Below are 13,423 nucleotides of genomic sequence, written 5' to 3' on the forward strand. Positions count from 1 at the left end.
GATGAGACCTCGGGCGACCCGGTGTCCGGGCGCCCCTGATAATTGTTTTTATAGGTGTAGCGTGAGGCGTGTCGCGGCGAATCAGTACTTCATGACCACCAGACGGGTCTGGGTGAATTCGAGCATCCCGTGCTTGCCGTCGTCGCCGCCCAGGCCCGAGCGTTTCCAGCCGGCGTGGTAGCCCTGGTACGGGTCGGCCGGGGTGCGGTTGACGTACAGCTCGCCGGCCTCGATGGCGTTGGCGACTTTCTGCGCGGTGCGGTAGTTCTCGGTGTAGAGCACCGACGACAGGCCGAACTGGTGATCGTTGGCCAGGGCCAGGGCTTCGTCGATGTCGCGGTATTTGAGCACCGGCAGCACCGGGCCGAAGATTTCCTCCTGGACGATTTCCATGTCCTGGCGGCAGCCGCTGAGCAGGGTCGGCGGGTAGAAATGCCCAGGCCCCTCAGGCAGCACGCCGCCGCTTTCGAGCACGGCGCCGTCGGCGACGGCGCGCTCGACCATGGCGTGGATGTTCTTCTGCGAGCTGGCATTGGCCAGCGGCCCCATCAGGCTGGCGTCGGTGGCGCGGTCGCCGAACTTCACCGCAGCGATTTTCGCCTTGAGCAACGCCAGGAAGCGGTCGTGCACGCTTTCCTGCACGTAGACCCGCTCCACCGCCGTGCACAGCTGGCCGCAGTGGGTGGTCTTGGAGCCGATGATGGCGGTCGCGGCGGCTTCCAGATCGGCGTCGGCCTCGATGATCGCCGGCGTCTTGCCGCCCAGTTCCAGCGAAGGTTTGGCGATGTTGGCCTTGCAGTAGTCGAGAACGATCCGCCCGGCGTTGACGCTGCCGGTCAGGGTAATCAGCCCCACGGCCTCGTGCGTACAGACCGCGGCCGCCGTGGCGTGATCCATGGTCAGAATGTTGATGACGCCGGCGGGCATGCCCGACTGCTGCACGGCCCGGGCGATCTCGAACGCCGAGGTCGGGGTGTTGTTGCTCGGGCGCACCACCACGGTGTTGCCGGCGATCAGCGCCGGAGCGACCTTGCGCAGCAAGGTGTAGACCGGGTAGTTGAACGGGATCAGGCAGGCGACCACACCAATGGGTTCGCGGTGCAGGAACAGGTTTTCGTCCGGGCTGTCGCTGGGAATGATCTCGCCTTCGATGCGGCGCGCCCACTCGGCGTGGTAGCGGGTGATCTGCGCGGCGTAACGGGCTTCGTTGCTCGCGTCGGCCAGGCTTTTGCCGGACTCGGCGGCCAGGGCGGCGCCGATGGCCTCGGCACGGTCTTCCAGGGCGGCGGCGAAGGCCCTCAGGTGTTCGGCGCGCTCGATGGCGGTGAGCTTGCCCCAGGTTTTCTGCGCGGCGGCGGCGGCCTCCACGGCAGCGGTGGCCTCTTCGGCGGTGGCGGCCGAGACCTGGCCGATCAGCGCTTCGGTGGCCGGGTTATGGATCGCAATCCGCGCGGCGCTGGCCGGTTCGGTGAAGTGGCCGTTGACAAAATTTCGCTCGACTCGCATGTGCATCGCCCATCGTTTGTTTTTATCGATGGCGCCAGTCTTGCCGCCTTGCCGGCCATGGACAAACGACTTATCGGGCGGACAAACATGCGAAAAACGAACGTTACCCGGTCTGGAGTGCAACGGGCACTTTGGGCGATGACTGGCCAGGTTGCCCTGTGGAGTCTGGGCTGACGCTTTCGCCAGCAGGCTGGCTCCCACAGGGAGGCTGGTGAAGGCCAGGCTGATCAGATGGCGGCGGTGGAAGGCTCCAGCTGCCGCTGCGCCAGCCAGATTTCCTCCTGCAGCCATTGGCTGAACATCTGCAGTTGCGGCGTGTGCGTCTGCTCCGGGCGGGTCACCAGCCAATAGGACTGATGCCCCTCCACGTGCACGTTGAGCACCTGGGTCAGCTGTCCGCTGGCCAGTTCCGCCGCGACCATGTGCCAGTCGGCGATGGTGATGCCCAGGCCGTCGGTGGCCGCGCGGATCGCCAGGTCCAGCAGGTCGAACTCATAGCCGCCCTGGGTATCGACGCCGCTGATGCGCGCCGCGTCGAGCCAGTGCTTCCAGGTCAGGTAGCGCTGGTCCTCTTTGGCCAGCACGTGCAGCAGGGTCAGGCGATTGAGGTCGATGCCCTGCTCGCCGCCCTCGCGGGCATACAGTGACGGCGCGCACACGGCGATGTGCCGCTCCTGGATCAGCAACGAGCTGTCGAGCCCGTCCCACTCGCCATCGCCGAAACGGATCGCGCAATCGAGGGTGCTGGTCTCCGCCAGGCTGTCCTGCAGGCGGGTGGTGATGCTCAGCTCCAGCTCCGGGTGCATTTCGCGCAGGCGCCCCAGGCGCGGCATCAGCCAGCGGCGGGTGAAGGTCGGCGGCGCGTTGATGTGCAAACGGTTGGAATGGGTCCTCTGCTGGATGCTGCGCACCGTCAGCTCGATCTTGTCGAACGACTGGTGCAGCGCCCGCAGCAGGATCCGCCCGGCCCCGGTCAGTTCCAGGTGATGGTGGCGGCGCTCCAGCAGGCTTTCGCCGAGCTGTTCCTCAAGCTGCCGAACCTGCCGGCTGACGGCGCTCTGGGTGACGTTGAGCAACTCGGCGGCACGGGTGAAGCTGCCGGTGCTCCCGGCCACTTCGAACGCCTTGAGCGCGTTCAGGCCGGGCATTTTGCGTTTCATGGAAGGCACTCGAAACCACTGACAAGGCGTAAAGCTTCCCATGACTTTGACGAATTGTCCTACAGGATTTTCCGACTAACATGCGTTCGACGCAGGTTTCCCCGCCGTTTTTATCGTTTGTTCAACCCCCGGCGGATCGCAAGACTGCGCGGCACTCCAATAAGAACAATCGAGAGCCGCTCTATGCCCTTCCCTGCATCTTCGCGCTTGCGCACGACGTCCATCGCCCTGTTCTGCTGCATCGCCACCCCGGCGATGGCGGTGCAGGTCACCGACAACCTCGACCTGGGCGGCGCCGTCCGCGCCCGCTGGGACGTGGATCCGGACCGCGACATCCAGACCTTCGGCCTGGACACCGTATTCCTCAGCGCCAAATACAATTCCGACACCTGGATCGGCGAGGCCCAGTACCGTTTCTACGGTCGCTCCTACCCCTACCGGTACACCAAGGACTACGGCGACATCCGGTTCGCCAAGTTCGCCTGGGCCGGCTACAAGTTCAATCCCGACCAGCAGGTGCAGGTGGGCCTGAACACCGTGCCGTTCGGCCTGCAGCCGTACTTCGGCAGCACCTTCTACGAAACCCTGGGCAACGTCATCGGCCTGGAGGACGTGCAGCAGGTCGGCGCCAAGTACATCCAGCAATCCGGCGACTGGAACGTCCAGGCCGGCTACTACCTGCGTCCGGCGTGGCAAGGCAAAGGCACCAGCAAGGGCGTCACCTATTCCAGCGTGGTCTCCGGCGCCGACAGCTACGTGGCCGACGGCAGCGACAACCAGGAACGCAACACCGTGGTGCTGCGGGTGGCCCGGGCGTTCGACCTGGGCCCCTGGAAATCCGAAGTCGGTCTCTCCGGCCTGACCTCGACCCTGGAGAACAAGGACACCGACAACGATGGCCGGCGCAACGCCGTGGCCGTGCACTACCTGGGCAAGAACGGCCCGTGGGGCGTGCAGCTGCAGGCGGCGCGCCAGCAGATGTCGCCGCGCAACGCCGGCACCGACGAACTGGTGACCCTGGGCGGCTACGACGGCACCTACAACGTCGCCAGCCGCGGCAACCTGTACGTCGCCGACCTGAGCTACGACGTGGCCGGCAAGTACCTGTTCGATCAGGTCAGCGGCGTCAAGCTCTACGCCAACTACAGCGCCTTCGACAAATCCGCCGACGACTTCAAGACCTCCCAGCGGGTGATCCTCGGCAGTTCGTTCTCGGTGAGCAAACTGTGGGTGGCGGCGGAATGGCTGATCGGCAAGAACGACCCGTACATCGGCGGCAGCAGCTACACCCAGAGCCTCGGGGCGGGCGGGTCGGACCAGTGGGAGAACCAGTTGTACGTGAACGTCGGCTACTACTTCTGATCCAGGATGTGCGGCGCCTTCAACTACGCCATCACGAGCAAATGCGCCATCGCGGGCCGGCCCGCGATGGCGTCCGCCCAAACAACGCTTGCCTGCGCCAGGCATCGATAGTCAGATAGGCCCCACCTCAAAACAAAAACAAACCGACCGGTCCGGAGTCCCGCCTCCATGCGCCAACTGCCCTCCCTCAACACCCTGCGCGTGTTCGAAGAAGTCGCCCGCCACCGCAGTTTCAGCCAAGCCGCACAGGGTTTGAACGTCACCCAGGGCGCGGTCAGCCGTCAGATCAAACAGCTGGAAGACTACCTGGGTCTCGCCCTGTTCGTGCGCACCCCGCAAGGGCTGACGCTGACCGAAGCCGGCAGCAGTCTCTCACCCCATCTGGCCGAAGCCTTCGATCACATCGAGCGCGCCCTGCAAGCCGTGCGCGTGCCCAACCTGCGCCAGCGCCTGCGGGTGCTCGCGCCGCCGACCTGGGCCACCCGCTGGCTGTCGCCGCACCTGCGCGCGTTCTGTCAGCGCTACCCGGACATCAACCTCAGCGTCACCAACCACGCCAGCCACGAGAGCCTGACGGAGATCGATTGCCACATCCGTTTCGGGCTCGCGCCGGCCAGCCACTGCGCGAGCCGGTTGCTGGTGATGGAACGGCACATCGCGGTCGCCAGCCCGGAGCTGTTCGACTCAGGCAAAGCGCCGGCGCTGTGCAGCGCGCCGCTGCTGCACATCCTGCACGACGGCAAGCGCCTGAAGGTCTGGGAAAACTGGCTGGCGGCCATGGGCCGGGACGACATCGACGCCGGACAAGGGATCGAGTTCAGCACCCTGGACCAGGTGATCCACACCGCACTGGCGGGCGGCGGGCTGGCGGTGATCGACCGGCAGATGATCGAAAAGGAACTGGCCAACGGCAGCCTGCTGCCGATCACTCCGGTCGAGGTGACCGGCCCTTACGGCTACTGGCTGGATGTGGCGAACGACAAGCAGGGCCTGTCGAAGGTGCAGCTGTTCACCGATTGGCTGGAAAGGGTCAGCAACCCCTGACGCACCGATGCCCCTTGCGGAGGCGACGATTCGCTTGGCCCGCGAAGGGGACGGCTAAAGCGGAACCTTGCGCTTGGCCGGTGGGGGGAGCATTCGCCGCACCGTCTCGACAAACGGCGTGACGACCAGGCCGTACAGCGTCAGGTAACGCCCGTCGTCCTGCTCCCCCGTACCGAAACGCAGCGTTTCGGGTGCCGGGGTGGTGACGTACAGCGTGCCGAACAGCCAGTCCCACAGCGACAGGTTGATGGCGAAGTTCTTGTTGAAGTGGCGCGGCGCACTGCTGTGGTGGATCTGGTGCTGGGCCGGGCTGTTGAGCACATGCTCGACCGTCGGCCCGAACGACAGCCAGACATGGCTGTGGCGCAGGTTGGCCCCCAGGCTGTTGACGATCAGCACCAGCCAGGTCACGCCGAACAGGGTATAGCGGCTGACCTCGCCGCCGCAGGCATACCAGACCGCTCCGGCGAAGGCGCCGAGGCCGGCGGTGATGACAAGGCGCTCGACCAGCGATTCGACGATGTGGATCCGGCTGGCGGTGGCCGGCACCAGCACCGGCGCCGAATGGTGAACCTTGTGGAACGCCCACAGGTAACGGGAATGGAAAGCCCGGTGAATCCAGTAATGCAGGAAGTCCCTGAACACGAACACGCCAAGCCCGTAGGCCACGGCGATCAGCGGGTGTTCGGGGATCTGCTCCCGTGCGCCCCACAATTGGGTGAAGAAGCGCTCATAGTCGCCGGAACGCAGGATGTACGGATCGACCAGGCCAATGACCGGCAGCACCAGCCCGACCCGCAGGATGGCCTTGATGAAGTAGTAGCGGTAATCCAGCCAGGCCGAACGGTGGCCGTGGACCCGGCCGCCGCCGATGAACTGCCAGAACGATCCCGCCCCGGTCAGGCCACGCCGTTTCCGGTGGCGGAACAGCCCGTAGGCCACAAGGTAGGACGCCGCCACAAACGCCACGCCGAGGCGGCCGTTCAAATCGAACAGGCCAAGGAACTGCCCGGTGACCGGCTCGATCACGAAGTGGTTGAGGCCATTCAAGAGTTGCGCGAGCACATCCACGAGGATCGGACTCCATCAGAGGTTGCGCATTGTAAATCGCAATGTTTCGCAAATGCAGCCGCGTCGGATCAAAGGCATTAATACTTTTTAAATAGGTTGAAACAAAAAACTCCCCCCGCCTCAATCGCCCGCATCCCGCCCCTCCCCGTGCGATTCAAGGGCCCGCGTCCGCCGGACAGGCCCGGAACCGATCGCTCCCGCGTTTAATCACGCGATCCGCACGCCTGCCCTTGTTATCATCGCGCACACTTTTATGACGGTTTGATGGTTGGAAGGTCTTTTTGTGAACGCTCTTTTGCACCGGTTGCGGCACCCGCACGCCCGCCTGCTCTCCCTGATCGCCCTGGTGCTGATCGTGCCAGTGTGCCTGCGCGCCGCGCTGGGGTGGTCGTCCGCGTTCGGCTACCTGTCGGACCTGGCCATCGGCAGCCTGCTGGTGGTGCTGCTGCACCGCCGTCCGTGGTGGCTGGCGCTGCCGGTGCTGCTGTTCTGGGGGCTGCTGGCGGTGGCGACGGCCGAACTGGTGAGTGCGGTCGGACGCCTGCCGAACCCGGCGGACCTGCATTACCTGATCGACCCGCAGTTCGTGGAGAACTCCACCGGCGGCGGCTTCGCCCACCCCGGCGTGGCCGTGGCCCTGCTGGCGGCCCTGGCGCTGTGGCTGCTGACCCGCTGGGCCAACCGCGCCGCCCCGGTGCCCGCCCTGCCCCGCGCGGCCTGGGCGGCGCCGCTGGTGCTGTTCGGTGCCCATTGGGGCGCGCAGCATCTCTCCCCCAGCGACGCCGACCCGTGGCGCCTGTACAACCTGCCCCACCAACTGCTCGCCGCCCAGGTCGCCGACGCCCAGATGCAGGCCGAAGAATGGCTGGCGGGCGACCTCGAACAGGCGGCCCCGCCGATGGCCGGGCTCACCGACCTGGACCTGAACGGCCACAAGCTGCTGAGCGCTCCGGGACAGGCCCGCAACGTCCTGATCGTCGCCCTCGAAGGCATTCCCGGCGCCTACATCGGCGCCAACCGCGAGGCCATCGCCAGCCATTACCGGGACAACCTAATGCCCCACCTCAGCCGCTGGGCCGAGCGCGGCATGAACACCCCGGACTACGTGCTGCACACCCACCAGACCATCCGCGGCCTGTACGCCATGCTCTGCGGCGATTACGACAAGCTCGACAACGGCACACCCAAGGGCGTCGAGATGCTCACCCAGAACGAACGCAACCAGGCCTGCCTGCCGGCCCAGCTGCGCCGGCACGGTTTCGCCACCCATTACTTGCAAGGCGCCGGCCTGCGGTTCATGGCCAAGGACAAGATCATGCCGCACATCGGTTTCGATGCGACCCATGGCCTTGAATGGTTCACCAACGCCAACTACCTGGAATTCCCGTGGGGCAAGGACGACAAGGCATTCTTTGAAGGCGCGCTGGACTACGTCGCCCAACTGAAGAAGCAGAAGCAGCCGTGGATGCTGACCCTGCTGACCGTCGGCACCCACCAGCCCTACTCCGCGCCGGACGACTACCTGCAACGCTACGACACGCCGAAGCAAGCCGCCGTCGGCTATCTGGACGATGCGCTGGAAGTGTTCCTGACCGGCCTCGAACGCCAGGGCGTGCTCAAGGACACGCTGGTGGTGATCACCTCGGACGAATCCCACGGCATCGACGGCGTGCGCCTGGCTTCGTCCTGGGGCTTCAACCTGACGCTGGCCCCCGAGCACGCGCAATTGCCGCGCCTGAATGCCGGGGTCTACGGCCATGTCGACCTGAGCGCGTCGATCCTCGACTACTTCGACCTGCCGGTGCCCACCGCCCTGAGCGGCCGTTCGCTGTTTCGCGACTACGACACGGGCCGCGAAATCATGTCCTTCACCAACGGCAAGCTGCGCTACCACAACGGCCAGGGCGTGCTGACCGAGTGCGACATGCCGCGCCGCTGCCGCGACTACGCAAGCAGCGGCTTCATCGCCGACAGCGCCACGTTCAGGGACAACGCCAGCGGCCAGAGCGCGCGGCAGATCGCCGCCCGCGCGACGGCGCTGGATCTGTCGCTGCTGCGTTCGCCGCTGAACCAGCGCTACCAGTTCGGCAGCTCCAACGTCATCCCGCTGCAGGCGCAGATCAAGGACGACTGGGCCGACAACCTGATCGGCGCGCAATACCTGGAGATGCCCAAGGGTTCGCACACCCGCGTGCGCCTGACCGTGCGCTCGGTCGATCCGGCGCAGGCCGCGTTCATCCAGCTCAAGGCCAAGGAGATGGAGCAGGACGTGCAACTGGGCCTGCCGACGGAAATGGTCGCCACCGCGGACCAGCCGCTGGAGATGGATTTCAGCTTCGACAACCCGCTGGCGCGCAAGGCGTTTTCGTTCCACCTGCTGGGCTACGGAGCCGGCGCCGTCGAGGTCAGCGACTTCAGTGTCATCACCGAACTGCCCGGCCAGGACGACCTGCTGGACGAAGTGCCGGCGGACGACACCGCGCAATCGAGCTGATACCGGCGCCGACGTCCAGCTAGCGCGGGACGTCGGCGGATCCGTGGATCAGAACGTGGTGCGCAAACCCACCTGAATGCTGCGCCCCTCTGCCGGCGCGATGTCGCGCAGGATCGAGCTGGCGTAGCGCACGGTCTGGTTGGTCAGGTTCTCGGCATTGACGAAAGCCAGCCATTTGCTCCGGCCGACATCAAAGTTGTACCCCACATTGGCCCCCAGCGTGGTGTAGCCGTCCGTGCTGCTTTCGTTGTCCGGCACCCGGTGCTGCGAGCTGGCGTGCTCGACATCGATCCGCGCCTGCCAACGGTCCAGGCTCCAGAGCAGCCCGCTGTTGAGGCGCAGCGGCGCGATGCGCGGCAGGTCTTCTCCGGTGTCGAGGTTCTTCGCCCGGGTGTAGTCGCCGGACAACTCCAGGGCAAATTTGCCGTAGGCGTTTTCGCCGAGTTCCCAACGGTCCTGCGCCTCGATTCCGCTGAAGCGCGCACGCACGCCCGAATAGGCGTATTCCGGCATGCCGTCGGCGTCTTGCTCGCCTTCATCGTTGAGCGTACGACCGGTGCTCAACAGGCCGATGTAGTTGGAGAAGCGGCTGTAGAACACGCCGAAGCTGCCCTTGTGGGTGCCGTTGTCGAAGCGCAGCGCCAGGTCGCTGGAGACGGCTTTCTCTTTCGACAGGCCGGCATCGCCGACCTCATAGGTACCGGTGGCCACGTGGGCACCGTTGGCATACAGCTCGTAGAACGTCGGCGCCCGTTCGGTGTAGCCGAGGGTCGCGGCGACCGACCAGACGGGCGTGAGGGTATACACCGCGCCGGACGACAGGCTGCCGGCGGTGAAGCTGCTGGAACGGTCGGCCTCGGCGAAACGCTCCTTGCCTTTGGCGTCCGGGTCGACGGTGGTGTGTTCCAGGCGTCCGCCGAGGGTCAGCAGCAACCGGTCCGTGGCTTGCAGCTCCTCCAGGATGAACAGTGCGCCGGCGTTGGTGTCGGTCTGCGGCACGAACGCCTCTTCGCCCAACGCAGAGAATTCATTGCGGCTGACCTGGGCGCCGATCACGCCGTTGAGCGGCCCCAGCGGCTGGTGCCGGGCCTCGACCCGCGCTTCGTAGCCCTTGTTCTTGAAGGTGGTGCCGGTCTCGCCGCCTTCGATTTCCCGGTGTTCGTAATCGGTGTAACCGGCGTCGAACTTCAGCGAACTGAAGGGGCCTTCCAGGTTGCGGATTTCCGAGGCAAAGGCGTAGTGATCCTGTTGCATGCGGATGCGCACGTCGTCTTCGGCGGGCGAGCCGTAGTTCGAATCGGAATGGCTGTAGGAAAGACCGGCATAACCGTCGTCCCAGGTGTAGGAACCGCCCACCGCGCCGCCGTCCTGGCGACCGTCGCTGTTGGCCAGACGGTGCTTTTTCGAATCACCGTCATCGTCGGCGCGTTCGCGGCCGGTCTTGGCGTATCCGGGAATCTTCAGGTCATTGAATTCACGGGCGCTGGCGTCTACGTGCAGGGCAAATTGGCCATTGCCCGCCTCCAGCTTGCCGGCGCTGCTGCGGGTGGTGTCGGCGCCGCCGTAGCGCAACTCGCCGGCACCGTGGATGCCTTCGATGGCTTCGGTGGGAATGCGGTTGTCGAAGGTGTTGACCACCCCGCCGATCGCGCTGCCGCCGTACAGCAGCGCCGCCGGGCCACGGACGATCTCGACGCGCTCGACGTTGACTGGATCCAGCGGCACCGCATGGTCGTAGGACAGCGACGAGGCGTCCAGCGCGCCGACGCCGTTGCGCAGGATGCGGATGCGGTCGCCGTCCTGGCCCCGGATGATCGGCCGACTCGCGCCGGGGCCGAAGTACGACGATGAAACGCCCGGTTGCTTGTTCAAGGTTTCGCCGAGGCTGCCCTTCTGCTGAAAGGTCAGGTCATCGCCGGACAGCACCGTCGACGGCGATGCGAGGGTCTGGCTGCCCAGCGGGTTGGCGGTGATGACCTGCGGTTGCAGTTCGAGGGTTTCGGCGGCGAACACCGGCGATGCGAACAGCAGCGCGGTGGCCAGGGGCGTCAGGCGACGCTGGAAAGGACGGGCGGGCATTTCTGAATTCCATGGGCAGAAAGGTGAACGTCGCCGGCCGCCTTTTGCGAAAAGCCATGCCGGAGACAGGATGAAACAAAATTAATGTTATACAATAACATTTCTATTTGCCATCACTGTTCTCGCCGAAAGATCCGCAGCGACCGCTCAAGCACGCGGACTTCGCGGCGGCAGCCAACGCATCGACACGGCGCATGGACACGTAAAGACCTGAAAGCTTTCCCCTATCGGCTTCCAATAGTCGGCCTATTAGCCGACTGGCGGACTCGGGACTAGCCTTACTAGTCCGAAGTCGGCACGAGCCGGCCGCAGAAGACCTGATAAGGACCCGGACATGGCAAACGAATCGAAATGCCCGTTCAATCACGCCGCCGGCGGTGGCACGACGAACCGCGACTGGTGGCCCAACCAACTGAACCTGAAGATCCTCAGCCAGCATTCGCCCAAGTCCGATCCGCTGGGCAAGGACTTCGACTACGCCAAGGCCTTCAAGAGCCTGGACTTCCAGGCCCTCAAACGTGACCTGACGGCGCTGATGACCGACTCCCAGGACTGGTGGCCGGCCGACTTCGGCCACTACGGCCCGCTGTTCATCCGCATGGCCTGGCACAGCGCCGGCACCTACCGCACCGCCGATGGCCGCGGCGGCGCCGGCTCCGGCCAGCAGCGCTTCGCACCGCTCAACAGCTGGCCGGACAACGTCAGCCTCGACAAGGCCCGGCGCCTGCTGTGGCCGATCAAGCAAAAGTACGGCCGCAACATCTCCTGGGCCGACCTGATCGTGCTGACCGGCAACGTCGCGCTGGAGTCCATGGGCTTCAAGACCTTCGGCTTCTCCGGCGGCCGCCCGGACGTCTGGGAACCCGATGAAGACGTGTACTGGGGTTCGGAAACCACTTGGCTCGGCGGCGACAACCGCTACGGCAAGGGCCCGGACGTGCAGCCGCCGGGCGACGGCACCCTGGTGGCCGAACCGGCCATCCACGGCAGCGAGGAAAGCCGCACCAATCAGGGCGAACGCAATCTGGAAAACCCCTTGGCCGCCGTGCAGATGGGCCTGATCTACGTGAACCCGGAAGGCCCTGAAGGCAATCCCGATCCGGTGGCGTCGGCCAAGGACATCCGCGAAACCTTCGGCCGCATGGCCATGAACGACGAAGAGACCGTGGCCCTGATCGCCGGCGGCCACGCCTTCGGCAAGACCCACGGCGCAGGCCCCGCCAGCCATGTCGGCCCGGAACCGGAAGCGGCAGGCCTTGAGCAGCAGGGACTGGGCTGGAAAAGCACGTTCGGCACCGGCAAGGGCGGCGACGCCATCACCAGCGGCCTGGAAGTGACCTGGACCACCACGCCGACGAAATGGAGCAACAACTACCTGGAAAACCTGTTCGGCTACGAATGGGAGCTGACCAAGAGCCCCGCCGGCGCCCATCAGTGGAAACCGAAGAACGGCGCCGGCGCCGGCACCATTCCCGATGCCCACGACCCCAGCAAACGCCGCGACCCGACGATGCTGACCTCGGACCTGGCCCTGCGCTTCGACCCGGCCTACGAGCAGATCTCGCGGCGCTTCCTGGCCAACCCCGATCAACTGGCCGACGCCTTCGCCCGCGCCTGGTACAAACTGATCCACCGCGACATGGGCCCACTGTCCCGCTACCTCGGCCCGGAAATGCCCAACGAGGAACTGCTCTGGCAGGATCCGATCCCGGCGGTCGATCACCCGCTGGTGGGCGACAGCGAAATCGCCGAGCTCAAGAGCAAGGTGCTCGCCTCAGGGCTGACGGTGTCGCAACTGGTCTCCACCGCTTGGGCCTCCGCGTCCACCTTCCGGGGTTCGGACAAGCGCGGTGGTGCCAACGGCGGACGCCTGCGCCTGGCGCCGCAAGTGTTCTGGGCAGCGAACCAGCCCGAGCAACTGGCCAAGGTGCTGGCGACCCTCGACGGCATCCGCAATCAGTTCAACGACAGCCACGGCGGCACGAAAATCTCGTTCGCCGACCTGATCGTGCTGGCCGGCAACGCCGGCATCGAACAGGCGGCCAAAAATGCCGGGCATTCGGTCACCGTGCCCTTCTCGCCCGGCCGCACCGACGCCACGCAAGACCAGACGGACGTGGATTCCTTCGGTTTCCTTGAACCGCACACCGACGGTTTCCGCAACTACGCCAAGGCCACCTACCGGGTGTCGGCCGAAGCGCTGCTGATCGACAAGGCCCAGCTGCTTACCCTGTCGGCGCCTGAAATGACCGTCCTGCTCGGCGGCCTGCGGGTGCTGGACACCAACGTCGGCCAGAGCCAACACGGCGTGTTCACCGACCGTCCCGGCGCCTTGACCAACGACTTCTTCCGCAATCTGCTGGACATGGGCGTCGAATGGGCGCCGACGTCGAAAGCCGCCGATGAGTTCGAAGGCAAGGACCGCAAGACCGGCAACGTGAAGTGGACCGCGACCCGTGTGGATCTGGTGTTCGGCTCCAACGCGCAGCTGCGTGCGCTGGCCGAGGTGTATGCGAGCACCGACGCGAAGGATCAGTTCGTCAGGGACTTCGTGGCGGCGTGGAGCAAGGTGATGGAGCTGGATCGGTTTGACCTGAAATAGCGGTCAGGCCGAGACCGGCAGGAGCGAGCCTGCCCGCGATGACAGGCCCTGACCCATTGACGGGGCAGGCGTCATCGCTGGCAAGCCAGCGTGGGGTGGCCGGCA

At 65.6% G+C, this 13,423-nt stretch carries 8 protein-coding genes; 4 read left to right on the plus strand and 4 right to left on the minus strand.

Annotation, left to right across the window (positions count from 1 at the left end; genetic code table 11):
• Window positions 1–81: 81 nt before the first annotated feature.
• Window positions 82–1,506 (minus strand): aldehyde dehydrogenase, encoded by a 1,425-nt coding sequence (aldA, locus tag ACIP0B_RS03220; RefSeq protein ID WP_400829785.1) that lies wholly within the window; start codon window positions 1,504–1,506, stop codon window positions 82–84.
• A 227-nt stretch (window positions 1,507–1,733) separates the two neighbouring features.
• Window positions 1,734–2,666, minus strand: coding sequence for a LysR substrate-binding domain-containing protein (locus ACIP0B_RS03225; RefSeq protein ID WP_400829731.1), 933 nt, complete (start codon window positions 2,664–2,666; stop codon window positions 1,734–1,736).
• Between the two features lie 183 nt (window positions 2,667–2,849).
• Between ACIP0B_RS03225 and ACIP0B_RS03230 the strand changes: the two genes are divergently transcribed.
• Window positions 2,850–4,028, plus strand: a complete 1,179-nt coding sequence (locus ACIP0B_RS03230) for a hypothetical protein (RefSeq protein WP_400829733.1) — start codon at window positions 2,850–2,852, stop codon at window positions 4,026–4,028.
• Between the two features lie 168 nt (window positions 4,029–4,196).
• A complete protein-coding gene (locus ACIP0B_RS03235) occupies window positions 4,197–5,072 on the plus strand; it encodes a LysR substrate-binding domain-containing protein (RefSeq protein WP_400829734.1) in 876 nt (291 codons plus the stop codon).
• A gap of 54 nt (window positions 5,073–5,126) precedes the next feature.
• On the opposite strand, the gene ACIP0B_RS03240 is transcribed toward ACIP0B_RS03235, so the two are convergent.
• Complete coding sequence (locus tag ACIP0B_RS03240) at window positions 5,127–6,143, minus strand: sterol desaturase family protein (RefSeq protein WP_400829736.1); 1,017 nt, start codon at window positions 6,141–6,143, stop codon at window positions 5,127–5,129.
• A gap of 283 nt (window positions 6,144–6,426) precedes the next feature.
• Between ACIP0B_RS03240 and ACIP0B_RS03245 the strand changes: the two genes are divergently transcribed.
• A complete protein-coding gene (locus ACIP0B_RS03245) occupies window positions 6,427–8,637 on the plus strand; it encodes an LTA synthase family protein (RefSeq protein WP_400829738.1) in 2,211 nt (736 codons plus the stop codon).
• A 48-nt stretch (window positions 8,638–8,685) separates the two neighbouring features.
• On the opposite strand, the gene ACIP0B_RS03250 is transcribed toward ACIP0B_RS03245, so the two are convergent.
• Window positions 8,686–10,716: a TonB-dependent receptor gene (locus tag ACIP0B_RS03250; protein WP_400829740.1), complete on the minus strand. Its 2,031-nt coding sequence runs from the start codon at window positions 10,714–10,716 to the stop codon at window positions 8,686–8,688.
• A 334-nt stretch (window positions 10,717–11,050) separates the two neighbouring features.
• On the opposite strand from ACIP0B_RS03250, the gene katG reads away from it, so the two are divergent.
• Window positions 11,051–13,318: a catalase/peroxidase HPI gene (gene katG, locus ACIP0B_RS03255; protein WP_400829742.1), complete on the plus strand. Its 2,268-nt coding sequence runs from the start codon at window positions 11,051–11,053 to the stop codon at window positions 13,316–13,318.
• The last annotated feature ends 105 nt before the right edge of the window (window positions 13,319–13,423 follow it).

Source organism: Pseudomonas sp. NPDC089534 (genome assembly GCF_044749305.1).
In the GTDB taxonomy this organism is placed as follows: domain Bacteria; phylum Pseudomonadota; class Gammaproteobacteria; order Pseudomonadales; family Pseudomonadaceae; genus Aquipseudomonas; species Aquipseudomonas ekonensis.

Bases quoted from the DNA above. Each gene is read 5' to 3' on its own strand.
- aldA (WP_400829785.1), bottom strand. From the start codon at position 1,506: ATGCGAGTCGAGCGAAATTTTGTCAACGGCCACTTCACCGAACCGGCC.
- ACIP0B_RS03225 (WP_400829731.1), bottom strand. From the start codon at position 2,666: ATGAAACGCAAAATGCCCGGCCTGAACGCGCTCAAGGCGTTCGAAGTG.
- ACIP0B_RS03230 (WP_400829733.1), top strand. From the start codon at position 2,850: ATGCCCTTCCCTGCATCTTCGCGCTTGCGCACGACGTCCATCGCCCTG.
- ACIP0B_RS03235 (WP_400829734.1), top strand. From the start codon at position 4,197: ATGCGCCAACTGCCCTCCCTCAACACCCTGCGCGTGTTCGAAGAAGTC.
- ACIP0B_RS03250 (WP_400829740.1), bottom strand. From the start codon at position 10,716: ATGCCCGCCCGTCCTTTCCAGCGTCGCCTGACGCCCCTGGCCACCGCG.
- katG (WP_400829742.1), top strand. From the start codon at position 11,051: ATGGCAAACGAATCGAAATGCCCGTTCAATCACGCCGCCGGCGGTGGC.